General features: G+C 68.9%; 17 protein-coding genes. 16 read left to right on the plus strand and 1 reads right to left on the minus strand.

Going from position 1 to position 24,790, the window contains the following annotated elements:
- Positions 1-573: 573 nt before the first annotated feature.
- The 10 genes from Sa4125_RS11380 (at position 574) to Sa4125_RS11425 (ending at position 12,070) form a co-directional block, all read left to right on the plus strand.
- The gene (locus Sa4125_RS11380) at positions 574-1,923 is read left to right on the plus strand and encodes a DUF4255 domain-containing protein (protein WP_224007330.1); all 1,350 of its coding nucleotides are present in this window, start codon (positions 574-576) and stop codon (positions 1,921-1,923) included.
- Entirely contained in the window at positions 1,920-3,848 is a 1,929-nt protein-coding gene (locus Sa4125_RS11385) for an ATP-binding protein (protein ID WP_224007333.1), read from the plus strand. The genes Sa4125_RS11380 and Sa4125_RS11385 overlap by 4 nt, the downstream gene beginning before the upstream one ends.
- Positions 3,845-4,081, plus strand: a complete 237-nt coding sequence (locus Sa4125_RS11390) for a hypothetical protein (protein WP_224007336.1) — start codon at positions 3,845-3,847, stop codon at positions 4,079-4,081. The genes Sa4125_RS11385 and Sa4125_RS11390 overlap by 4 nt, the downstream gene beginning before the upstream one ends.
- Positions 4,078-7,695 (plus strand): DUF4157 domain-containing protein, encoded by a 3,618-nt coding sequence (locus tag Sa4125_RS11395; protein ID WP_224007338.1) that lies wholly within the window; start codon positions 4,078-4,080, stop codon positions 7,693-7,695. Before Sa4125_RS11390 ends, Sa4125_RS11395 begins: the two co-directional genes overlap by 4 nt.
- The gene (locus Sa4125_RS11400) at positions 7,692-9,047 is read left to right on the plus strand and encodes a DUF4157 domain-containing protein (protein ID WP_224007341.1); all 1,356 of its coding nucleotides are present in this window, start codon (positions 7,692-7,694) and stop codon (positions 9,045-9,047) included. The genes Sa4125_RS11395 and Sa4125_RS11400 overlap by 4 nt, the downstream gene beginning before the upstream one ends.
- A gap of 91 nt (positions 9,048-9,138) precedes the next feature.
- The gene (locus tag Sa4125_RS11405) at positions 9,139-9,723 is read left to right on the plus strand and encodes a hypothetical protein (protein ID WP_224007344.1); all 585 of its coding nucleotides are present in this window, start codon (positions 9,139-9,141) and stop codon (positions 9,721-9,723) included.
- Entirely contained in the window at positions 9,720-10,082 is a 363-nt protein-coding gene (locus Sa4125_RS11410) for a Base plate wedge protein 53 (RefSeq protein ID WP_224007347.1), read from the plus strand. Before Sa4125_RS11405 ends, Sa4125_RS11410 begins: the two co-directional genes overlap by 4 nt.
- A 2-nt stretch (positions 10,083-10,084) precedes the next feature.
- Positions 10,085-11,218, plus strand: a complete 1,134-nt coding sequence (locus tag Sa4125_RS11415) for a hypothetical protein (RefSeq protein ID WP_224007350.1) — start codon at positions 10,085-10,087, stop codon at positions 11,216-11,218.
- Entirely contained in the window at positions 11,215-11,730 is a 516-nt protein-coding gene (locus Sa4125_RS11420; RefSeq protein ID WP_224007353.1) for a phage baseplate assembly protein V, read from the plus strand. The genes Sa4125_RS11415 and Sa4125_RS11420 overlap by 4 nt, the downstream gene beginning before the upstream one ends.
- A 16-nt stretch (positions 11,731-11,746) precedes the next feature.
- Positions 11,747-12,070, plus strand: a complete 324-nt coding sequence (locus Sa4125_RS11425; protein WP_224007356.1) for a hypothetical protein — start codon at positions 11,747-11,749, stop codon at positions 12,068-12,070.
- Positions 12,071-12,205: 135 nt separating this feature from the next.
- On the opposite strand, the gene Sa4125_RS11430 is transcribed toward Sa4125_RS11425, so the two are convergent.
- A complete protein-coding gene (locus Sa4125_RS11430; RefSeq protein WP_223998301.1) occupies positions 12,206-13,414 on the minus strand; it encodes an IS256 family transposase in 1,209 nt (402 codons plus the stop codon).
- 54 nt (positions 13,415-13,468) lie between these two features.
- Between Sa4125_RS11430 and Sa4125_RS11435 the strand changes: the two genes are divergently transcribed.
- From Sa4125_RS11435 to Sa4125_RS11460, 6 genes are read left to right on the plus strand one after another with little or no spacing between them, the layout of a single operon-like run.
- On the plus strand, positions 13,469-13,819 hold the full coding sequence (locus Sa4125_RS11435; RefSeq protein ID WP_224007359.1) for a GPW/gp25 family protein: 351 nt from the start codon (positions 13,469-13,471) through the stop codon (positions 13,817-13,819).
- Positions 13,816-16,413 carry a putative baseplate assembly protein gene (locus Sa4125_RS11440; protein WP_224007362.1) on the plus strand — a complete coding sequence of 866 codons (2,598 nt, stop codon included), beginning with the start codon at positions 13,816-13,818 and terminating at the stop codon, positions 16,411-16,413. Before Sa4125_RS11435 ends, Sa4125_RS11440 begins: the two co-directional genes overlap by 4 nt.
- The gene (locus tag Sa4125_RS11445; protein ID WP_224007365.1) at positions 16,410-19,124 is read left to right on the plus strand and encodes a putative baseplate assembly protein; all 2,715 of its coding nucleotides are present in this window, start codon (positions 16,410-16,412) and stop codon (positions 19,122-19,124) included. Before Sa4125_RS11440 ends, Sa4125_RS11445 begins: the two co-directional genes overlap by 4 nt.
- Positions 19,121-21,223: a hypothetical protein gene (locus Sa4125_RS11450; RefSeq protein WP_224007368.1), complete on the plus strand. Its 2,103-nt coding sequence runs from the start codon at positions 19,121-19,123 to the stop codon at positions 21,221-21,223. Before Sa4125_RS11445 ends, Sa4125_RS11450 begins: the two co-directional genes overlap by 4 nt.
- 11 nt (positions 21,224-21,234) lie before the next feature.
- Positions 21,235-23,880, plus strand: a complete 2,646-nt coding sequence (locus tag Sa4125_RS11455; protein WP_224007371.1) for a DUF6519 domain-containing protein — start codon at positions 21,235-21,237, stop codon at positions 23,878-23,880.
- Entirely contained in the window at positions 23,877-24,767 is an 891-nt protein-coding gene (locus Sa4125_RS11460; protein ID WP_224007374.1) for a DUF6734 family protein, read from the plus strand. Before Sa4125_RS11455 ends, Sa4125_RS11460 begins: the two co-directional genes overlap by 4 nt.
- Positions 24,768-24,790 lie beyond the last annotated feature (23 nt).

Below are 24,790 nucleotides of genomic sequence, written 5' to 3' on the forward strand. Positions count from 1 at the left end.
GGGTCGCGCGCCGGTCACCGCGCCGGCATCAGTCGCGGCGCGCGGTCCAGTCGCCCCGTCACGGCGCGCCTTCGTGCCCGATGCCGCGCCGATGCGCGGCCCGGGCGCGACACCGTCCCGGCACGATGTGCCCGCCGCGCCGCTCGTTGACCGCGCAGTCCATCCCCTCTCGGCCATGCCGGCCGCCACGGCGCCCGCGGCTGACGGCGAACCGAGAGGCGTCGTGGCGGTTTCCCGCGATCCTGTCGCACCGGTTCCGCTTCCGATGGCGCCGGCGCCCACTCCGGCGGCTCCCTTTCGCCCGGCTATCGCCGCGTCCGAAGACGGTGCCGCATCCCCGAATTCAGATCTTCCCGCGCGCGCGCCGCTAGCGACGCCCCCATCGGCGCCCCCATCGGCACCGGGACGCGGTCGCCTGGACCGGATCGCGCCACCCCATGCGGAGCTCGCGACCGTCGTCGAGGTGCGGATCGGCGCGATCGAGGTTCACACCCCGCCCCCGCCAGCGCCCGTGGCGCGCGGGGAAAGTCGCCTGATGTCGCTCGACGCCTACCTCGCCCGAGGGCGGCGCCGATGAGCAACGCCCTCGCCATCGCCTCGGTGACCCGGGTGCTGCAGGATCTCCTGCACTCCGGCCTCGTTTCCTCGGGCATCAGCGGCGCCGTCGGCGGCACGATCACCGTCACCGCGCTGCCGCCGAACCGGATCCTCGGTGAGAGCGGACAGGCGACGGAAACCACGCAGCTCAACCTCTTCCTGCACCAGGTCACCCCGAACTCGGCCTGGAACAACCGGGATCTGCCGACGCGCGACGGCCGCTTCGACCGCGTCGCCGATCCCATGCTCGCGCTCAATCTCGGCTATCTTCTCACCGCCTACACCGAGACGGAACTCCAGGGCGAGATTCTGCTCGGCCACGGCATGCAGCTGCTGCATGAGAACGCCGTGCTGTCGCGCACCTTCATCCGCAACATCCTCGCCAATCCGCCGGGCGGCGGCCTGGGCAGTGCCGCTCTGCAGGCGCTGATGAATTCCGACCTCGCCGACCAGCCGGAACTGATCAGGATACGCCCGCAACCGCTGTCGATGGATGACATGTCGAAGCTGTGGACAGCGTTCCAGACCCAATACCGCATCACGGCCGCCTATGACGTCTCGGTGGTGCTGATCGAGCGGCAGCGGCCGAAGCGGACGCCGCTGCCGGTGCTTTCGCGTGGTGAGCGCAATCCGGAAACGGGCCGCGATGCAGGCATCGCCGTCCAGCCCTCGCTGATCCCGCCGGTGCCGACCCTCGGCGAGATTGTACCGGAACGGCGCATCGCGGCCCGCCTCGGTGACCGCGTGACGCTTCGGGGACACCATCTCGCCGGCGAGGCCATGGCCACCGAATTCGTCGAGGAGCGGAGCCAAAGTGTGCTCCTCCTGCCTGCCAGCCTGCAGGCGGATGGCAGCCTCGGCGTCGACCTGCCCGACCCGCCGTCCCTCGCCGGCCCGCCGCCGCCGCCGCCACCGGCAAGCTCGCCGCTGAATCCGGCGAACTGGCGGATCGGCATCTGGCGCACGGCGGCGGTGATCGAGACGGCCGGGGAGATCTCAAGGACGAACGCACTGCCGCTCGTGCTCGCGCCGCTCGTCCAGCAAATCAGCGCAAACCTCGTTGCTGCCGTCACGACCTTCACGGTCACGGTAAGCCCGCCGGTGCGGCGGGGACAGACGGCGGCGCTCATCGTCGGGACGCGAAGCCTTGGCGCGGCTGCGTTTGCCGGTGCCGCGACCACGACCCTCAGCTTCAGCGGCGGCGGGTTCACGGCCGGGACGACCTTCCCGGTCCGCCTTCGGGTCGACGGGATCGACAGCCTCCTCGTCGACCCGACGGTAACGCCGCCCGTCTTCGACCCGACGCAGGAGGTCGCGATCGCATGAACGCGCCCGATCGCCCGACCCGTAGCGAACTGAACCAGCGCGACCTCGCCGCGCAGCTGGGCCGTATCGAGGCGCTGCTGCAGCGGGCACTGGAGCGCGCGGAAGGCGCCAGTGCGGCGGATGTACCGGATGTACCGGATGTCGCGCCGGATCCGGCCGGGATGGTGGCGCGACTTGCGGCGATCTTCCGCCTGTCGGATTTCGAACGCGACATCCTGCTGCTCTGTGCCGCTCCCGAGCTCAGCTCCCGGGCCGGCGAGCTCTGCGCGCGGCTGCACGGGGACCCGCAGCGCCGCTTTCCGACCCTGGCGATGGCGCTCGCGGTGCTGCCGCACCCGCACTGGAGCGCCCTCGCCCCACACGAGCCCCTGCGTCGCTGGCACCTCGTCGTCCTCGTCCGCGACGGGTCGCTGACCGACGCGCCGCTCGCCCTCGATGAGCGCATTCTGCACGCCTTGGCCGGCGTCGGAGGAATCGACGAGCGCCTCTCGCACCTGCTCGAACGGGTGGCCGCGTCGGGGCGTCTCTCCCCGTCGCACGCGACCGTCGCCGAGCGGATCGGTGCGCTGTGGGCGCCGACGCTCGAACACATCCCGATGATCGAGCTGATCGGGCCGGACGCCGAGGCAAAATTCGCCATCGCCGCCACGGCAGGCCAGTCGCTCGGCCTCTCGACCTTTCGCATGCGCGCCGAGGATATTCCCGCCACATCGGCAGAGAGGACCACGATCGCCCGGATCGTCGGACGCGAGCTCGCGCTCGCCGAAGCCGTGCTGGTGCTCGATTCGGGCGCGGCCCGCGACCGCTCGGACCGGGTGATCGCGCATTTTGCCGCAAGCATTCCGGGCCCGGTCATCCTTGCGCTCGAAGAGCCGCTGTCCGATGCCACGCCGCGCCGGATCCGCCTCGACGTCGCCGCGATGTCGGAAGAGGAGAACCGTGCCGCCTGGTTCGACGCGCTCGGCCCCGGCCATCCGGAGGTCGATCGGCTCGCCGCATCCTTCCGGCTCGATGGCGCACAGATCGCCGCGGCGGTGGCGAATGCCGAGGTCGGCAGCACGGGCGATGTCGGGACGCGGCTGTGGAATGCCTGCCGGCTCGGCGCCCGACGCCGGCTCGACGACCTCGCGCAGCGGATCGACGCGCGCGCGACCTGGGACGACCTCGTGCTGCCGGCGCCGCAGGTGGCGACGCTGCGCCAGGTCGCGATGCACGTCCGACATTCGGGAACGGTCTATCGCCACTGGGGATTTGCCGAGAAGGCGAACCGGGGGCTTGGGATCGCGGCTCTGTTTGCCGGTCCCTCCGGCACTGGCAAGACCATGGCCGCGGAAGTGCTGGCAAACGAGATCGCGCTCGACCTCTACCGCATCGACCTCAGCCAGGTGGTCAGCAAGTATATCGGCGAGACGGAAAAGAACCTCCGCCGCATCTTCGACGCCGCCGAAACCGGCGGCGCCATCCTCTTGTTCGACGAGGCCGACGCGCTGTTCGGCAAGCGCTCGGAGGTGAAGGACAGCCACGACCGCTACGCCAATATCGAGGTCAGCTATCTCCTGCAGCGCATGGAGGCCTATCGCGGCCTCGCGATCCTGACCACCAACCTCAAGACGGCGATCGACCAGGCCTTCATGCGCCGCATCCGCTTCCTCGTGCACTTCCCGTTCCCCGAGGCAGCACAGCGGGCGGAAATCTGGCGTCGCATCTTTCCGCAGGAGACGCCGACGGCCGGCCTCGACCATGCGCGCCTTGGCCAGTTGACGATCACCGGCGGCAATATCCGCAATGTCGCGCTCAATGCCGCCTTCCTCGCCGCGGACCGGGGCGCGCCGGTATCGATGGACGACATCCGCCGCTCGGCGCTGGCGGAATACGCCAAGATCGAGAAGCCGATGACCAGCACCGAACTCGGAGGCTGGTCATGAGCCGCCGCGTGATCTTGGACATCGGACGCATCGTCGTGCAGGGGCCGGCCCCGGCCGATCCCGTCGCCTTCCGCAAGGCCGTCGAACGCGCGGTCGCCCGGCACATCGCCGCGGCGGGCCCGGGCGCGATCGAGGGCGGTCGGCACAAGGGCGGCCGCATCGACCTGTCGACCGGCGAGCCGGCGCCGCTCGGGCGCGCGATCGCCGCCTTCGCTTTGGGGAGGCCGCGATGAGCGCCGCCCGTCTTGCCCTCGTCCCGAGCCCGGCGGTGCCGCCGAAGACCACCGTCACCCCGGCCACGCTGGCGGTACAGCGCAAATGTGCGACTTGCGAACACGAGGACAGGCTGCAACGTCGCCCGCGCGCCGGGCAGGCCGGCGGGCCGCTGGCGCGTCTTGGGGAGCGGCTCGAAGGAGCGGTGCAGCCGAAGCTGCGGATCAACGCGCCGGGGGACCGTTACGAGCAGGAGGCCGACCGCCTCGCCGACCTCGCCTTCGCCGGCCCGCCGCAATTTGCCCTGCCGCGGTTCGACGCCATCGGCCTGACGGCGCCGGCCTCGTCGCTGGGAATGGGGGTCACGCCGCTGCAGCGCCATGTCGATCCGGCGGCAGAGCGGACGATTGTTCAGCGCGACGCCGAGGACGTGGTGCCGGACGTCGCCGACAGGGACGACGAGGGCATGATGCAGATGCGCCGCAGCGTCGCCGCGCCGGCGATGGAGCATGCCGCGGACGCGTCGCCGACGTTTGAACGCGAGGTGGAGACGGCGCGCGCAAACGGCGATCGACTGCCGCCGGCGCTGCGCAGCGACCTGGAAAGCCGGCTGGGTGTCGATCTGTCGCGGGTCCGGATCCACACCGACCAGCGAGCGGCCCGTCTCGCCGCGTCGGTCGACGCGCTTGCCTTCACCGTTGGCAGCCATGTCTGGTTCGGCGCCGGCCGTTTCGATCCGGCCTCCGACACCGGGCGACGCCTTCTCGCGCACGAGCTCGTGCACACGCTGCAACAGGAACCGGCGCAGATCCGGCCGGCCCAGGTCCCTGCCGCACCGCTTGCGCAGAGACCGGCGGGCAACGGCTTGGACGGCGGTCCGGCCGAGACGGCAGTCGCCGCCGCCGAGCCGGGCCTGGTGCAGCGTGCCGACACCTTCGTTCCGGAAGGCCTGCCGTCGGGCGAGGACATTCACCAAAGCGTTCTCGGCCGGATCGCCAGCGACGGGAAGAACGGCAACCTGTTCACCGAAGTGCGCATTCCCGGTGCCAGCAAGTCGGCGGTCGGGGCCGACCGGACCGGCCGCGCCGATCTCTACATGGTCGAGAGCGGCGAGAAGACGACGATTGCGGTCAACATGGATGCCGGCGAACCCGTGGCGTTCGCCTCCCACAAGGATCTTCGACGGGGTGGCGCGGCCTTCTCGCACGCGACGCTCGGCGCCCCCAAGGGCGCGAAGAAGGGCGGCTCGGACTGCGGCGTCGACGCCAACAACAAGAGCAAGAAGGTCTGCCGGCTGGACATGGTGCCGAAGGACATCCGCTTCGGCGACCTGAAGCCACCGGCGCCGGTGGAGATCCTGCTCGGCAAGGGCCAGATCTCGAACTATCGCAAGGGCGTCGCCAACACGGCATCGGCGCTGAACACCTTCATCACCCAGAACCCGACCCTCGCCGATCCGGAAAAGACCGCGCTCGGGCAGCCCATTCAGTGGACGCCCGATACCGGCACGATCGACGAGAAGGCGATCACGATTCCTCCGTCGGTCGCCTTCGGCACCGAGAACAAGTTTCCGAAAGTGCCGCTGCGGCTCTATCGCGGCCTGAAGCGCGACGATCCGATCTCCGGCCTGAAAGGCCAGATCGCCGTCTACAAGGACAAGGAAGCCGGGATCTGGGCCTATGAATGGATCCCGACCGAAATCCCTGTGTCGGTGAAGGCGCCGACTTCGTCGAAAAGCTTCAAGGATGCCGTCGAGCGGATCAACGAGCTGATCGGCGATCTCACCGCGCCGCCCGAGAAAACGGGAATGGGCAAGTTCGCCCGCCGCAGACGTTCCCCTGCAGACGGGCGGATCGTCGCGCCGCAGATTCGCGTGCAGCGCAAGGGCACGCGCAGCTTCGATCCGGTCGAGTGGCCAAAACAGTATGGCGACTGGAAGACGAGCGCCAAGCCGCTGATCGAGACCGACGCCGGCGCGGTTCCACGCGTCACCTCGGCGATCGTCGAGGTCAAGGAGCGTTCGAAACTTCCGCTTTCGCTGCCGCAGAGCTTCGACAAGACGGCCAAAGACTACCGCAAGCTCGAACGCTGGAGCACCTGGGGCGGCGTATTCGGCCGGCTGCGCAGGGCGCTCGGTCCGCTCTTCGTCAAGTTTACCCGGTTCTACGAGAAGGCCCGCGACAAGTTCGAGGAGTTGCGCAGGTCGAAGGCGGAGTCAAAACCCGGCAGTGGCATCTTCGGGGCGATCCTGCGCGGCGCCTTCAAGATCGCGACGAACTTCGTCAGGGTGATCATCCAGCGGGTCGCGGCCAATATGAAGACTGCGCTGACGACCGCCGGCAAAGTGCTGTTCGACGATTTCTTCCAGGACACCTTCGTCGAGAAGCTGATCGAGGCGAAGACCGACCTTGAGGCGAAAGTCGCAGAAATCGAGGCGGAGGCGCAGGGCGCCGTCGACGACAAGATCAACGCGATCATCAAGCCCTACGAAGAGAAGATCAACTTCATCACCACCCTCGCCCAGGAGCTTGGCGACCTCAACAGCCTCGTCAGCAAGGTCCGATGGGGAGCAAGGGTGATTCAGTGCCTGACGCCGCCGGGTGTCGGCTGCCTCAAGCTGATCCTGCAGGAGGCGGCGGAGAAGGTGCTGGAGATGGTCGCCGGGACCTGCTGGTTCCAGCAGAACTTCATCGTGCCGATCTTCAAGAAAATCTCGTTCTTCACGTCCTTGCCGCGCACGCTCAGCGACTTTCTGATCGGCAAGATCAAGGAGATGCTGCCGTTCGACGCGGCGCTGAAGGAAAAGATGTTCCCGAAGCAGGATGTCTCCGTCGCTCTCAGCAACAAGGACATCGACTGCGAGTCGCACCCCATCACCAAGGAGCAGCGCGAGCTCAACCTTCTGTTCGACGCCTATGGCCCGCAGAAGGTTCGCGACCTGATCAAGCTCCTGGAGAAGGGTGGCGTGGACGAGAAGAGGGCCATTTCGATGGCGGAGATCGCCAAGCTGCGCGGCCTGCTCGAGAAGATGAAGAAGGGCGAGCTGACGCAGCAGCAGATCAAGGACGCGCTCGCCAGGCACGACCCGGCGAAGGGTTTTGGCAATCCGGCCATCGACGGGGTAGTGACCACGCTGAAGGGCAGCGGCGGCGCGGCCACGGGCCCCGCGACAGCGGGTGGTGGCACGTCCAGTGGTACCGCGCCGGCAGGTGGCGGGACGACTGGTGGCGGGACGCCGGGCACGGGCGGCGGCGGGGCGTCGCAGGCGCGGCGGGTCGCGGCCAAGGACGCGGTTCCGACGTTCAAGGGCGACGGCACGTCAAACTGTGCCCAGATCGACGTCGACGGCGGCCATGTCGACGACAAGAACGGTCAGGAAACGAAGATCAGCCTCCATGGCTGGGCCAACAGCACCTATGTCGGCGAGATCTACGATGTGCCTGCCACGGTCGCGAGCGTCACCGACCGGGACGATGCGGCCGGCAAGCGGCGCATCATCAGGTACAGGCTGAAGCAGGGGGCCCAGTTCAAGCACAAGGTCGCCGGGTGCAAGGATTTCGGCTACGCGGCCGGCACCGAGGCACCGCAGACCTTCGAGCTCGCGCCGGCCCCGGCAAAGGCGGCGGCGCCATGAGCGCGCGCGCCGCCCGTCGCCTGTTGCGCCGCCGGGGCACGTCCGCCGGGCCGGTCGCCGTGCCGGCCATCGTCAACCGCGTGCTCTCCCGGACCGGCCAACCGCTCGACGCGGCGACCCGCGCGCATTTCGAGCCACGCTTCGGGCACGATTTCTCGAAAGTCCGCATCCATGCCGATGCGGAGGCCGGGCAGTCCGCCGCGGCGGTCAGCGCAGATGCCTATGCCTATCGCCAGGATATCGTCTTCGCGCCCAACCGTTACGCGCCAACGACGATCGCCGGGCGGACCCTCCTGGCGCACGAACTCGCCCATGTCGTGCAGGACGCCGGCATGCCGACCGCCGGCCCGCCCGTCGCGACGACGGCGCCATCGGACGCCGCCGAGCGCGCCGCGGATCAGGCGGCCTCGATGGCGCTCTCCGGCGGCTTGCCGACCTCGGCTCTACCGCCCCTGACGGGCAAGCCGGCCGGTGGGCGTCTGCATCGCCAGTTCGCCGGCTGTGCCGACATGCTGGCGGAACCGAACCAGAGCATGCTCTCGGGCAGTCTCGTACACCGCCTCATCGGGGTGCACTTCGCGGCGACCGCGAAGGGCGCCGTCGCCGTCGCGATTCCCGGCGGATCCGCCGGGCCGCTGCGGTCGATGGGACTCTGCGGCGGCGACGACAAGGTCATCAACCCGCAACTCGTCGGCGGCATGAGCGGCGCGGGCTTCCCAGACCTGGCGCGGATCACCCCGGGCGGCATTCTTCAGGTGGCGGAGATCAAGCCGGCGACGACAGAATGCCTGATCGACGGCGAAGAACAGCTGATGCGCTATATCGACCAGGGCAATGCGCGCGACGACGGCCAGACAGCGTGGCGCGCCTCGCGGGGCATCAGCGTCGTCTCGCCGATGTTGCCGGGCGCCTATACTCCGCCGACCATCGCCTTGCCGGGCTTCGTCATTCGGACCGCCTGGTGCGGGCCGGGCTTGATGGCCTACAACGTGAAGCGGCATGGGCGCGTGCCCGTGCCGGCGACCCGCCGGGTCGGCGTCCGCGAGCGCAACCGCGAGCGGGTCCGGATCGAGGCCGACCCGCGGCTCGTGCCCGTCGTCGTCGGCGCCGGGGCGACTGCCGCCGTCGTGGTCGCGGGCCGGGCCCTGTGGCCGCATTTCTGGCGGGTGGTGGCGACGCGCTTCGCCATCCGCGGTACCGCCATGCTCGCCCTCTCGGCCGCGGACGGCCCCTTGCCGGTCGGCGAGCTTCTGAGCCTCGGCATCGCCCTCGTCACCGTCGCGCAGATCGCCTCCGACTGGAACGATCTGTGGCGAGAGGCCGACGCCGTCGCCAGCCGGGAGGGCGCATGATGCTTGCGGGAACCGCGCCATGACCTCCTTTCCCAACTCCCCCAAGCTCGTCAAGGGCGGCATCGTGGAGGTCGATGCCGGGAGCTCGGCCGTGCTGCGGATCATCCCGCTGCAGTACAATCCGGACAGCGTCAGCCGGACGCTGCAGGTCCAGGGCGTCGGCGACAACAGCCAGCGCTCCGAGGCACTGCGCCTGCGTGGGCCGCCGGTGGAAACCGTGCGGATAGAGGCCGAGATTGACGCGACCGACGAGTTGGAGACGCCGGGCAGCCACCAAGCCGCCGCCGAATTCGGGGTATTCCCCAAACTCGCGGCACTGGAGCTGCTCATTTACCCGACCAGCGCGACTCTGCAGCGCAACAACGGCCTTGCCGGCAGCGGCACGCTCGAGATCGCGCCGATGGAGACGCCGCTGACGCTGTTCGTCTGGAGCAAGAACCGGATCCTGCCCGTGCGCATGACCGATTTCAGCGTGACCGAGGAGGCGTTCGACGCCGCGCTGAACCCGATCCGCGCCAAGGTCAGCCTCGGCATGCGCGTCCTCAGCATCGACGATCTGGGCTTTGCGCACCGCGGCGGCGGCATTTTCATGAGCTACCTGCAGGCCAAGGAACAGCTGGCACGCAGGGCGCCGAGCGGCGCGCTCGGGACACTCGGGATCGGAGCCTTGTCATGAACGATCCGGTGCAGGCCCTCTTCCAGGCTGGCCTGTTGAAGGCGACCTCGTTCCCGCCGACGAGCCGCTATCACGGCGTGCCGACCGCCCACCTGGCATTGCCGGACGGCACGGACGTCGTCTATCTCCGCCGCCGTATCGTGCCGCCGCCGGAGCGTTTCGCCACCCTCACCGAGTACATCGTCGTCCAGGGTGACCGGCTCGACCGCATCGCGGCGGCGGCGACAGGCGATCCCGAACAGTTCTGGAGCCTCTGCGACGCCAATGGCGTGCTGCGGCCGAACGCGCTGACCGAGACTGTCGGCCGCCGCATCCTCATCACGCTGCCCGAGGGCGTGCCAGGGCCGGAGGGGGGCTGACCATGGCGATCAAGAACCTCAATCTCACCCTGATGATTGGCCCGGGCGTGCCGTTGCCAGCGCCGCGCGAGGTGATGGATGCGCTGTCCTCTGTCGAGGTGACGCAGGCCTCCGGCGACGAGGAGAGCGGCTTCGACCTCACCTTCACCCTCGACAAGCGTTCGCCGCTGTCGACGCTGTTCCTGATCTCGGGCGGTGCCAGCATTCCGCTGGTGCGGGTCATCCTCGTGGCGACGCTCGGCGGATCGGCGAACGTCCTGATCGACGGGGTGGTCACCCATCATCAGGTCGAGCCCGGCGCCAACGGCGGCCCGTCGACGTTGAAGATCCAGGGCAAGGACCTCAGCGCGGTGATGGGCTTCATCGACTTTTCCGGACTGCCTTTTCCCGCGATGCCCCCGGTTGCCCGCGCCGCGCTGATCCTGGCGAAATATGCCTGGCTCGGCATCATTCCCATGACGATCCCGAGCATTGCCGAGGACCTGCCGATCCCGACCGATCGCATTCCGCTGCAGATCGACAAGGACCTGGATTATCTCAGGCTGCTTGCCCGTTCCTGCGGCCATGTCTTCTACATCGAGCCCGGCCCGAAGCCCGGCGTGAGCGTCGCCTATTGGGGACCGGAAATCCGGGTCGGCGCACCGCAGCCGGCGCTGTCGATCGACATGGACGCGCACAGCAATGTCGAGAGCCTGTCCTTCCGCTACGAGACGGACCGCAAGGAAATTCCGATCGTCTTCATCCAGGAATCGATCAGCAAGGCGCCGATCCCGATCCCGATCCCCGACGTGACGCCGCTCAATCCGCCGCTCGGCGCAATCCCGCCGCTGCCGCCGAAGATCACGCTCCTGAAAGACACCGCGAACCTCTCGATCCCCGGCGCCCTGATGCGCGGCATCACCTATGCCGCCGAGCATTCCGACGCGGTGTTCGCCAACGGCACGCTGGACGTCCTGCGTTATGGCCACGTGCTGCGCTCGCGCCGACTGGTCGGCGTGCGCGGCGCCGGCCTGGCCTTCGACGGGCTGTATTACGTGAAGAAGGTGACGCATCAGCTGGAGCGGGGCCGCTTCCGGCAGAGTTTCGAACTTGCCCGCAACGGCGTCGTCTCCACCGTCCCGAGGGTCGCGGCATGACGGAGACCGGCCCCTTCCTCGGCAAGTTCCGCGCGATCTGCGTCAACAACGTCGATCCGATGATGCTGGGCCGTATCCAGGTCATCGCACCGGACGTCTCGGGGGTGATGCTGTCGAGCTGGGCGATGCCGTGCCTGCCGGTCGCCGGCCTGCAGATGGGGATCTACACCGTGCCGCCGCCCGGCGCCGGCGTCTGGCTCGAGTTCGAGCGCGGCAACCAGGACTACCCGATCTGGGTCGGCTGCTATTGGGGCTCGGGCGCCGAGGTGCCGGCGCTCGCCCGGCTGGTACCGCCGGCGGTGCCGGGCATCACCCTGCAGACGACTCTACAGAACGGCATGACGATCAACGACGTCCCCGGCCCGACCGGCGGAATCATGCTGAAGAGCGCCACCGGCGCGAAGCTGATCGTCAACGATACCGGCATCTACATCCAGAACGGCAAGGGGGCGAGCATCACCATGGTGGGGCCGGCGGTGACCGTCAACGGCGGCGCCCTGACGGTGATCTGAGGAGGAAGGGAAGGACATGCCCGGGTTCGTTCTGCATGTCGGCGCCACCGTCCTCTGCTCGCATGCCGGGCAGGCACAGCCGACGACGCCGGTGCCACGCGTGCTGGTCGGCGGGCAGCCGGTGGTCACCATCGCAGCGCCCTGGGTGGTTGCCGGCTGCACCATGCCGCCGCCGCCCGCGGGCAACGGCCCCTGCGTCACAGCCCAGTTCGTCAGCGCGGCTCTGCGCGTCACCGCGCTCGGGCAGCCGGTCCTTTTGCAAACGTCTCAGTCGCTCTGCGTGCCGACCGGGACACCGCTGATGCCGGTGGTCACGCAGATCCGCGTGATGGGGAGCTGAGAGATGCACATCGCCTATCCCCTCCACATCGACGACCGCGCCCGAACCGCCTCGGCGACCGACAAGGCCTATCTGCTCCAGCTGGTCGTGTCCGTCAACGTGGTGGAAATTGAGTGTAGCTGAAGCGGCTCCGTTTCAGGCGACTTCGGTGGAAATCTGTTCGGGTTTTGCAGTGTTGCCCATGGCCATGAGGTCGGCCATGGGTTCGGTCTGCATGTAGCGGTTCTGGATCTGCCATTCGTCGTTGGCCTCGAGAAGGACGGCGCCGATGAGCCGGATGATGGATCCCTCGTTCGGGAAGATTCCGACGACGTCGGCACGCCGCTTCACCTCCTTGTTCAGGCGCTCCAGGGAATTCGTCGAATGGATCCGGGTCCGGTGCTGACTGGGAAAATCCATGTGCGCCAGCACGTCGGTCTCGCTGTTGTCGATGAAGGCCCCGAGCTTTGGACACTTTCCCCGAAGCTGGTCGGCGACGTGGCGCAGCGCCTGGCTGGCGCTAGCACGATCGGGCTGGGCGAAGGCTTGGCGCAGCGCGGCCGCCGCCATGCTCTGCTGCGCCTTCGGGACATACGACAGGGCGTTGCGCATCCAATGCACCCGGCAGCGCTGCCAGGAGGCGCTGAACACCCGGCGAATGGCGGCTTTCAGCCCTTCGTGAGCATCCGAGATCACGAGCTTCACGCCGGACAGGCCGCGGCGCACGAGGCTCTTGAGGAAGCTCGACCAAAACGTCTCCGCTTCCGAGGGGCCGATGTGAAGGCCGACGATCTCGCGCTTGCCGTCCGTGTTCACGGCCACGGCGATTATGGCGGCGACCGAAACGATGCGTCCACCCTCGCGCTGCTTCAGGTAGGTCGCATCCAGCCAGAGGTAGGGCCAGTCGCCAGTGAGAGGACGGTCGAGGAAGCCGCCGACGCGTTCGTCGATGTCTTTGCACAGCTTCGATACGGTGCTCTTGCCGATCCCCGACAGCCCCATGGCCTGTACCAGATCGTCGACCCGCCGGGTGGAAACGCCGCTGATCCAAGCTTCCTGAATGACGGCAACCAAGGCCTTCTCCGAGAGCTTTCTCGGCTCCAGGAACGGCGGGAAGTAGCTGCCCTGCCGAAGCTTGGGTATCCGAAGCTGCAACGAGCCGAGCCGCGTGTCGAGCGAGCGGTCGCGGTAGCCATTGCGATAAGTCGCCCGTTCCTGCGTCCGTTCGTGGCGCCCGGCGCCGATCATGCCTTCAACGTCGACCTCCATAAGGAGCTGCATCACGCTCTCGGCTATCGTTCTCAGGAAATCGCCGTCCCCGGCTTTCGCAAAAAGCTCGGCAAGCGGTAGTCTGTCCTCGGTCATCGGGTTCTCCGGTCAGGTTGAAGTCTCGCAACTCCACCTTAGCCGCCCTATCCGGTGACCGCCTCAGCCACACCTTTCAATGTCGGAATTTCCACCACGAGCGCGGACACTACCCTCCAGCTCATCGAGCAGGTCCTGTTCACCCAGCCGGGGGAGCGGGTGAACCGGCCGGACTTCGGCAGCGGCGTGCTGCAGCTGGTCTTCGCGCCGAACAGCCCGGAATTGGCCGCGACGGCCGAGTTCCTGGTCAGGGGCGCGCTGCAGCAATGGCTGGGAGACCTGATCCTGGTCGAGGACGTTTCCGTTACCTCCGATGATGCCCGCCTCAGCGTCGCGATAACCTTCATCGAGCGCCGCAGCGGCGATCGCACCACGGCGGAATTCACCCGGGAGGCGGCGCCATGATCTACGCCTGCTGTACGCCGCGTCGTCTCGAAACCGTCCGGTCCGACGGTAGTTTCAATGGCATCGACGTGCTCGAAGTCCTCGACCTCGGCGCCCCGGCCGGTACGCCCCGGCAGCGCACGCTGCTGCTGCGGCTGCTGCTGCCGGCGGCGGGGCTTGGCCGCGACAATGTGCTGATCGAGGGCGGCGAGCGGGTCGTCGGCATCGAAGTGCTCTGGGCGCATCCGGCCGACGCCATCCCACCGGCCGATCTCGGCGCGGAGGACGGGGCATTCTTCGCCGCCCTGCCAGGCGCGGCGGATACGCTCGTCGTGCGCACCGGCATCGCGGGCGACTACTCGACCTATACGCTGCGCATCGTCCGCTCGACGCTCGATCCGCGCGCGCCGGACAGTTTCGATCCGCCGCTCTCTGCCGTCGATTTCTCGTTCAAGGTCGAATGCCCCAGCGATTTCGACTGCCGCAGCGCCGACACCTGCGCGCCGGAACCGGCCGAGGAGCCGGCGATCGACTATCTGGCCAAGGACTATGCCAGCTTCCGCCGGCTGATGCTCGACCGCATGGCACTGCTGATGCCCGGCTGGCGCGACCGCACGCCCGCCGACCTCGGCGTCGCTTTGGTGGAGACGCTGGCCTATGTCGCCGACCATCTCAGCTACCAGCAGGACGCGATCGCGACCGAAGCCTATCTCGGCACCGCGCGGCGCCGCGTCTCTGTCCGCCGCCATGCCCGGCTGGTCGATTACCCGATGCACGACGGCGGCGCCGCGCGCGTGCTCGTCCAGCTCGCCGCCACACCGGCGGCAGACGACACCGACCCGGCGAACCCGATCATCGTTCCGGAACACACGATGCTGTTCACCCGCGTGCCGGGAGCGACGGACCGCATCCCGATCACCAATCCGGCCGGCGGCAAGCCGCACCCTCTCGACGTCGCATTGCGCAGCGACCCGACCGTCTACGAGACGATGCATGCCGCAACCCTCGTGAAGGCGCATGCGCACATGACGTTCTACACCTGGAGCGACGCCGAATGCTGCCTGCCGACCGGCGCGACGCGCGCGACGCTGAAGGGGCATTTCCCGCGACTTGCGCCGACCGCCCCCGGGGGGCCCGGCGACATGCTTGTCTTCGAAGAAGTGGTAGGCCCGCGCACCGGCAAACCGGAGGACGCCGATCCGGCCAAGCGCCACGCCGTCCGACTCCTTGCGGTCAAGGCCTTCCAGGACAAGACGGATCCGGGCGATCCCGACGTGCCGCTGACCGACCGGGTGACCGGGGACGAGATTACCGAACTGCTCTGGCATGCCGACGACGCCCTGCCGTTTGCGCTCTGCATTTCCTCGCACTCCGATCCCGATCTCGGCGAGGTGCCGGTGGCGGACGTCACCGTCGCGCGCGGCAACATCGTCCTCGCCGACCACGGTCGCACCATCGCGGACGAGACGCTCGGGACGGTGCCGGAGCCGCACCTCTTTCTTGTCGCCGACGAGTCCGACCAGTGCGCACGGCCGAAGCGGGTCGCCGTGCCGCCGCGCTGGCGGCCGGGCCTGTCGCTCGGGCCACTGACTCACGTCTTCCCCTATGCCGCGGACATCCCGCCGCCTTCGGCCCGCGCCGCCCTGACCTGGACCGCTGCCGAGCTTCGCCCGGCCATCACCGTCACCGAAACCTCCTCCCCCGGCAGCCCACCTTTCACGGCCGAGCGCGACCTTCTCGGCAGCGATGGCGCCGACCGGACTTTCGTCGTCGAGGTCGAGGACGACGGCCAGACCACACTGCGCTTCGGCGACGGCCGGCACGGCCTGCGGCCGCGGTCGGGCGCGCGCTTTGTTGCGACCTACCGGATCGGCCAGGGCGCCCGCGGCAATGTCGGGGCCGAGGCCATCGCCCACATCGTCAGCGACGACTTGCGCCTTGCCGCCCCGCGCAATCCCCTCCCCGCCGCCGGCGGCCTCGACCCCGAGGGCGTCGAGACGGTTCGACAGCGTGCGCCCTTCGCCTTCCGCACGCTGGAGCGCGCGGTGACGCCGGAGGACTATGCGCACCTTGCCGAGCGCGATCCGGCGATCCAGCGGGCCGCAGCGACCTTCCGCTGGACCGGCAGCTGGTACACCGCCTTCGTCACCGCCGACCGGACCGGCGGCCGCGCGGTCGACGACGGCTTCAAGGACGCAACCCGGCGGCGTCTCGATCCCTATCGCATGGCCGGCATGGACCTCGAGATCGATGCCCCGCGCTTCGTTCCGGTCGAACTCGACCTGACGGTCTGCGTGGCGCCTGACTATTTTCGCGCAAATGTCGCCGTGGCGGTGCGAAAAGCGCTGGGCACAAGCCCTGACGGCCTCTTCCACCCAGACCGCTGGACCTTCGCCCAGCCGGTCTATCTCAGCGCCATCATCGCCGTCGTGCAGGCAATCGCCGGCGTTCGGTCAGTCGAGGTCACGCGCTTCCACCGCCAGGGACGACCGGATGGCAAGCCTCTCGATATCGGCCGGCTCGACATCGGCCGGCTCGAGATCGCCCGGCTCGACAACGACCCCAACCTTCCGGAGCAAGGCGTGCTTCGCCTCACCCTTGGAGGCGGCAAATGAGCGAGATCATCGTCGGCGACGCGAGACTGCCGGCCGGCGAAGGCAGCTGCGGATGCTGTTCCGGCACCGGTGCCAGCCTCCCCACGCCACGCAGCAATGCGCCGGGCCAGCGCGCGATCGCCTATCGCGTCGGCACGCATTCGGCGTTCAAGGCCACCATGCTGGCCCGGCTCTCCGCCCGCGAGTTCAAGGCTCTCAGCGGGTTGAGGACGCGCGACGACGATGACCCGAGCATCGCGCTGCTCGACGCCTTTGCCACCACCGCCGACGTCCTCTCCTTCTATCAGGAGCGCATCGCCAACGAATCCTTCCTGTCGACGGCGACGGAGGCCTTCTCGGTCGCCGCCCTCGCGCGGCTGATCGGCTACCGTCTCAATCCCGGCGTCGCCGCCTCGGTCGACCTCGCCTTCACCATGGAGCCGGCGCCCGGCGCGCCGGAAATGGCGGTCGCGGTCACGACGATCCCCGCGGGCACCAAGGTGCAGAGCGTGCCGGGTCCCGGCGAGCGTTCGCAGACCTATGAGACCCTCGAGGACATCGAGGGCCGCGTTGCATGGAACGCCCTGAAACCCCAGCAGATGGTCACCCATCGCCTGCGCCGCGACGACCGGATTGCCTTCCTCAAGGGGGCAGCGGTGCGGATCGCCGTCGGGGACGTGGTGCTCCTCGTCGGCCCGGAGCGTATCGCGGCGCCGGGCGACGAGCATTGGGACCTGCGCATCGTCGTGTCGGTCGAGCGGGATGTCGAGGCCGACCGGACGACGATCACCTTCGACCGCGGCCTCGGTGTCTGGGTGCCCGACAGCCCGCCCTCGATCGATCCGACGCTCTATGTGATGCGGCGACATGCAGCCCTCTTCGGCCACAACGCGCTGCATCCTTCGGTGCTTCACCCCGACGTCGCGGCCAATGTCGTGGGGATCGGCAAAAAAGGCGACTGGGACTTCAAGATCGAGGACGAGACGATCTACCTCGATGCGCCCGTCCCCGGCGTCGTGCCGGGCAGCTGGGTCGTTCTCACCCGCGCCGCCTACACCGAGCTCTACCGGGTGGTCGCCGTCGCGGAGACCGGAAAGTCGGGCTACCTGATGTCGGGCCGGACAAGCGCCCTGGTTCTCGACACGGATGAGAACCTGACGAAATTCGACGGCGCCGACTATCGCCGCACCGCCGTTCTCACCGAAAACGAGAGCCTCGACCTTGCCCGTGCGCCGATCGTCGAGCCGGTCTGGGGCGACGACATCGTACTGGATGGCCCGGTGGAGGGGCTTTCCCCCGGCCGGAGACTGGTCGTGCGCGGCCGGGCGCCCCGGGTCCGCGCCGATGGCGCCCTCGCGCTCGTCGACGCGCAAGGCGACGAGTTCAAGCCCGGTGATGGCGAGCGCCTCAGCGTCGTCGGGCCGCCGGTCGAGGTTTCCCCCGGCCTGCTGCGTTGGCGCCTGCGCACCTCGGAGGGTCGCGAGGGCACGCTCGACCGCGCCGTGAATGCGGCGCCGCTGCGTTTCGTCGCCGCCGGCCGGGACGACCCGGTGATTGCCGAAGTCGCCATCCTCGGCTCCCTCGACGCCACCGACCCGATCCACGGCCGCCTGATCCTGGAACGGTCGCTGATCCATGCCTATGACCGCGGCTCGGCTGAAGTCCTCGCCAATGTGGCCCCGGCCAGCCATGGCGAGAGCGTCACCGACATTCTCGGCAATGGCGATGCCAGCCGCCCGAACCAGCGCTTCGCCCTGCGCCAGGGCCCGCTGACGCATGTGCGCTCCCCGGCGGGCGGCAGCGCGTCGACGCTGACGGTCCGGGTCAGCGACGTCGCCTGGACGGAAGTGCCGGACCTTTTGGGAAGCGGCCCCCGCGACCGGGTCTACACCACGCGGCTGGAGGACGACGGGACGACGGTCGTCGCCTTCGGCGATGGCGTCACCGGCGCCCGGCCGCCGACCAGCCGCGACAGCATCGTTGCCTCCTACCGCAAGGGGATCGGCCTGGGCGGGCTCGCGACCGCCGGCCAGATCACCCTCCTGGCGGCGCGCCCGCTCGGCGTGAAATCGGTGACGAACCCGCTGGCGGCAGAAGGCGCGCAGGATCCCGAGCGCGTCGAGGACACCCGCCGGAACGCGCCGACCAGCGTGCTGACGCTCGGCCGAGCGGTCTCGCTCACCGACTACGAGGACTACGCCCGCACCTATCCCGGCGTCGGCAAGGCGAGAGCAGACCTCCTGTGGCGCGCCGGCGGCCGGCGCATCGTCATCACCGTCGCCGGCCCCGACGGGCGTGCGGTCCAGGCCGGCGGCGACCTGACCCTCGGTCTGCTCCGGGCCGTGCGCCGTCACGGTGATCCCAACGTCGCGGTCGAGGTCGTGCCCTATCGGCCCGTCGCGGCGCGGGCTCGGATCCGGGTCAAAATCGCCAGCGACCGCCGGCCGGACGACGTGCTGCCCGCCGTCGCGGCGGCGCTGCAGGAGGCCTTCGGCTTCGCGCGCCGCTTTGCGCAGCCGCTGTTTCTCAGCGAGGTGATCAGCGTCGCCAGCGCGGTGCCGGGGGTCGTCGCCGTCAACGTCACCGCGCTCTACCGATCCGTGCCGCCGCTCGAGACGCCGGTGCGGCAGGCCAGCCTTCCCGCCGCGTCCGCCGAGATACTCGATGGCGTCGCGGTCGGCGCGGAACACCTGACGCTGTCGGCCCTCGAGGAACTGGAGGCGATGCCGTGAGCTTCGACGCGAAAACCCTCTACGAACTGCTGCCGGCCATCTACCGCCTGCGCGATGCCGGCGAGGGATATCCGCTGCGCGACCTCGTCGCCGTGCTGGCCGAGACGGCTGCGATCCTGGAGGAGGACCTCGAGCAGCTCTACGACGACCAGTTCATCGAGACCTGCGCCGACTGGGCCGCGCCCTATATCGGAAGCCTCGTCGGCTACCGCACGCTGCATGGCGTCGTACCGCGCATTTCCAGCCCGCGGGCGGAGGTGGCCAACGTCGTCGCCTTCCGCCGCCGCAAGGGCACCGCCTCGATGCTGGAGGAACTCGCCAACGACGTCACCGGCTGGCGCGCCCGCAGCGTCGAGTTCTTCGAACGCCTGGCGACGACGCAGTATCTCGACCACCTCCGGCCCGGGAGCGCCTACACCGCTGATCTGCGCGACTGGGAGGCGCTCGAGCGCGCCGGCTCGGCCTTCGACCGGCAGCAGCACACGGTCGACCTGCGCAAGGTCGGTTCCGGCGGGCGCTACGGCATCGGTAATGTCGGCCTTTTCCTCTGGCGGCTGGCGGCCCGTCCGATCGAGCGCGCGACGGCGGCACGGGTCGATGCACGTCGCTTCCTCTGCCATCCGCTCGGCATCGACGCGCCGCTCTTCACCAATCCGGAGCCGGAAGGCGCGATCACCGAACTCGCGACGCCGCTGCAGGTGCCGGCGCCGATCAGCCGCCGCGTTCTCGCGGAAAACCTTGCCGCCTATTACGGCCGCGGGCGCAGCATTCTCGTGGAGACGCGGGAAGCGCCCGGGCAGCCCCTCGTCGCCGTACCGCTGGGCGACGTGACGGTGTGCGACCTTTCCGACCGTGGCCCGGGAATGTGGGCGACGGCGCCTCAGGAAAAGCCCGTGGCAATCGATCCCGTGCGCGGCCGCCTGCTCTTCCGCAATGCCCGGCCGGCCGGCAGCGAGGTTCGGGTCAGCATCTGCCATGGCGCCGTGGCCGATATCGGCGGCGGCAGCTACGATCGGCCGGACGCCTTCCTCGGCTCGAACCTGCCGGTCGTGCGGGTTTCGGAGGATGCAGGCGACAAGGCGACGATCCAGGACGCCGTCGCCGCCCTGCCGAACGGCGGCATTGTCGAGATCGGGGACAGCCGCACCTGTGCTGGCCCGAACGCCCTGACGATTCCCACGGGTGCGACGATGGTCCTCAGGGCCGATGCCGGCATGGCGCCGACCGTCATGCTGCCGGCGCCGCTCGCCGTCGCAGTCGGCGGACCGGATGCCACCCTCGTCATCGAAGGAATCGTGATGGCCGGGCATCCGATCACCCTCGGCGCCACCGCCGCAGGCCTGCGCCGGCTCGTCATCCGGCATGCGACGCTCGTCCCCGGCCTCGCACTGGACATCGACGCCGCTCCGCAATCCACCGGCCCCAGCCTCGTCGCCGATCTGGTCGATGCCGAGATCATCATCGAAAGCAGCATCGTCGGCGGCCTCAGGGTTTCGCCGGCGACGACGGCGATCACCAACAGCATCCTCGACGCGACGGCACCCGGCGAGATTGCCTTTGCCGGCGCGGTGTCGGGGGCCGGCGGGCCACTGTCGCTGGAAGCTGTCACCGCCGTCGGCCGCGTCGATGCCGCCGAGCTCAATGCCTCGAACACGCTCTTCGTCGCCACGGCCGAGGCCGGTAAGCCGCCGATCCGCGCGGAACGCATCCAGACAGGCTGCGTGCGCTTCTCCTATGTCGTTCCCGGCTCTGTGACGCCGAGGCGCTATCGCTGCCAGCCGGAATTCGAAAGCGCCGCCGAGATCGAGCGGCGGGAAAAGGCGACCGGCACGATGCTTGGCGAGGCCGAGAAATCGGCGATACGCGCGGCGGTGCGAGCCCGGCTCGTCCCGAGCTTCACCTCGATGCGTCACGGCCGGCCGGCCTATCTGCAGCTCCGGCGGCAGGCGCCGCCGCAACTCACCGCCGGCGCCGACGACGAAGCCGAAATGGGCGCCTATCACAGCCTGTACATGCCGCAGCGAAGAACCAACCTCGACGTGCGGCTCGACGAGTATCTGCGTTTCGGTCTCGCGGCCGGCGTCTTCTACGAGACCTGAAGGAGGATTCGATGAGCGGGGACTTCAGTCGGCACACATTCGACGCCCGCCGGCACTTCAACGCCGTCCACATGCAGCAAGGACGCGTCGCGCTCGATTCCGACTGGAACGAGCAGGTGGCGATCGCCGACCGTCGCCGCCGCGCCGAAATGGTGGATACGCTCGGCCGCCTGGCCCTTCCCCGCGAAACCCCCGACGGATTTCGCATTCGCCTCGCCAGTCTGCCCGGCGGCGGCCGCACGCTGTCGATCGGCCGTGGCCGGCTCTATGTCGACGGACTTCTGGCCGAGAACCACGGCGCCGCACCATTCGCCTTCGACCGCGGTGTCGAACGTCCGGACGGTCGCGGCACGATCGGCGTGCTGGCCGAGCCGATGGGGTCGGGGCCCGTCGACTATTTCGCCCAGCCGCACTGGCCGGCGCCCGACGCGCTGCCCACGACGCCCGGCCCGCATCTCGTCTACCTCGATGTCTGGGAACGCGAGGTCACGCACATCGAGCAGCCGGATCTCCTGGAAAAGGCGCTGGGGGGCGTCGACACCACGACGCGGACCGAAATCGTCTGGCAAGTGCGCGTGCTGGCGAATGTCGGCGCCGGCGCGACCTGCGCCACGCCGCTCGATGCCTTGCCGGGCTGGACCTCCCTCACCCGCGCCTCAGCCGGCCGGCTCACCACCGAGCTCAATCCGGCCAGTCTTCCGAGCGACCCGTGCCTCGTCCCGACCGCCGGCGGCTATCGCGGGCTCGAGAACCAGCTCTACCGGATCGAGATCCATCATGGCGGCGCCCCGGGTACCGCGACCTTCAAATGGTCGCGCGACAACGGCACGGTCGCGACGACGGTTGAGGAGGTCGTCACCCCGTCCATCGTCGCCGTCGCCAGCATCGGACGGGACAGCATCCTCGGCTTTGCCGCAGGGCAATGGATCGAGCTCACCGACGACCGGCGGGAGTTCGCGCGGCAGCCCGGCGCCATGCTGAAGATCGCCTCCGTCGACGATGAGAACCGGCGCATCACCTTCGCATCCCCGGTTCCGGCCGATCTCCTGCCGACCGGCGTCGGCGCCGACAAGCTCGCGATCCGGCGCACCCGGATTCGGCGGTGGGACCAATCCGGCGTCGTGCGCAACGCGGCGGGGACCATGGTCACGGATCTCGATGCGGCCGGCAGTAGCGGGACGATCGCCGTGCCGGCTGGCGGCATCCGGATCGAGCTCGAACAGGGCATCCGGATCGGCTTCGACCTCGCGGCCGCCGGCGGCGTCTTTCGACACGGCGATTCCTGGGGATTTGCGGCCCGCAGCATCGACGCGTCGATCGAAGTCCTGACCGCCGCGCCGCCGCGGGGGCTCCACCATCACTATGCGCCGCTGGCGCTCGTCACCTTCCCGGACGGCGTACGCGACCAGCGCCGCGCCTTCGCGCCGCTCGCCGGCGCGATCAGCGTCTGCGACGTGCTGAGGCCCGACATCGACGGCCGCCTTCGTCCCCTGGTTCCGGCGGCGGAAATCCCGGTCGACCTCCTGTCGAGCGGCCTCGGCGTGCTCCTGAAGCAAACACTCGATTCCGATACCGTCAATGGCGGATCGGTCTACGTCACCGCCGAGATCCCCTATCACCTGCAGCCGCCCTATGCCGGTGCCGGGGCCGGTGCGATCGTCGGCTATCAGCCCATCGTCCTGCCGGCCGACGTCGAGTCCGAGGCGCCCGGCATGGTGGTCTGGCGGCCCTTCGGACAGACGGTGTCGTTCCTGTCGAATATTCTCCAGCAGGAAGTGCCGCGGATCGGCAATGCGACCTTCGACAACGAGTTCGACGTCATCAATCTCGACAAGCGACCGTCGAGCTGGGCCATCGCGCCGGGAAACGTCGTCGTCCAGACCAATGCGACCGCCGGCACCCGCGCGTCGACCGTGGCCACGCCGCCCGCCCCGACCATGGCGATCCACCGCCACAAACTGCGCGACGGGCCGATGCTGATCGATCTCACCGTCGACACCCCGCTCAATGGCAGCGTCGGTCTGGTCTACAACTATCTCGCGCCGACGGATTTCTGCCTGTTCATCGCCAGCGAGGTCTTCGTGCCCGTCGGCTTCAGCGGTGCCATCGCCTCGCTCGTTCTGTCGCATATCCAGATCAAGGGCGGCGCGCTGGTACAGGCGGCATCCAGGGATATCACCATGGTCTCGGGGTTGAGTGACCCGCGTCGGATCCTGCTGGCCGTCAAGACGACCAGGGACAGGCTCCAGTTTGGTTATCGCGCCGAATACAGCAGCAGTAACGCGAGCAGTGTCGCCCTGGACTTTCCGGTGCTCGGACCGCTCATCCCCGGGAGCCGCGTCGGCGTGATGACGATCGGGACCGGGACCGCCCGTTTCAGCCGCCTCGCCATTTCCTATGCCGACGAGCGCACGATGAACCTGATCCCGGCGGGGCTCGCGTCCCGGCTGCTCGGGCGGCTCGTGGTCAAGCGCCAGCTGTTGTCCGAGGTGCAGCCGCCGGGCATCGTCGCGCCGCGCGTGCCGGAGGCCGATTTCGAAACCTGGTTCTGGCTGACGCCGCCGGCTGGCGCCTATTATGGCTACCGAAGCGGTACGGCATCGCCCTTCCTCGGCATCGGCGCGGGCCTGCTGATCGCCGCGGGAGCCAACCTGTGAGGGCGGTCTGGTCGCTGTGGACGAAGCCGCTGCATGCCAGCCAGCACACGGGGTGGCCGACGCCCCAGCACCACCTGCTCAGCTGGATCCTCTCGGTCTGCACCGCCCGGCAGCACTTCGTCGAGACGCATCTCGTCACCGACAGCGCGGGCGCAGACCTTCTCGTCGACACGCTCGCTCTGCCCTTTGACAGCGTCGATCTGTCGCTCGATGCGCTCGGCGAGCACGACCCGGACTGGTGGTCGCTCGGCAAGCTCTATGCCTACCGCGCGCAACACACGCCGTTCGTCCATATCGACAGCGACGTGTTCCTGTGGAAGCCGCTGCCGCCGGAGCTTCTGGCCGCGGACATCTTCGCCCAGAGTCCCGAAACGGCGCCCTATGGCAGATCCTATTACCGGCCCGAGTCGATCGAGAACGACATCCGCCGCCATGGCGGCTTCATGCCGCCGGAATTCGCGTCGCACCTGCCGCTCGGCGGCGAAATCCGGGCCGCGAACTGCGGCATTCTCGGGGGGATGCGCACGGACTTCATCCGCCATTATGCCGATGCGGCGATCCAGCTGGTCGAGCATCCCGACAATGCGTCGGCCTGGGCCACCCGTCCGCGGCGAGACCAGGACTGCGTGACGGTCGAGCAATTGACCCTGACCGCCTGCGAAGCCTGGCACAGCGACCGGGACTCCTCGCCCTTCCGCGACGTCCGCCTCGCCTACCTGTTCTGGAGCGAGGCAGCGGCGTTCAGCGAGGCCGAAGCACGCGGCTACACCCATCTCGTCGCCGGCGCCAAGCGGGAACCACAGGCTCTCGCCGCGCTCGAGCAGATCGTCGCCCGCGAGCATCCCGACCGCTACCGCCGCGTCCTCGCCCTGTGCCCATCCACGTAACAGGAAATCAAATAACTTAATAT

Source organism: Aureimonas sp. SA4125, assembly GCF_019973775.1.
GTDB lineage: Bacteria > Pseudomonadota > Alphaproteobacteria > Rhizobiales > Rhizobiaceae > Plantimonas.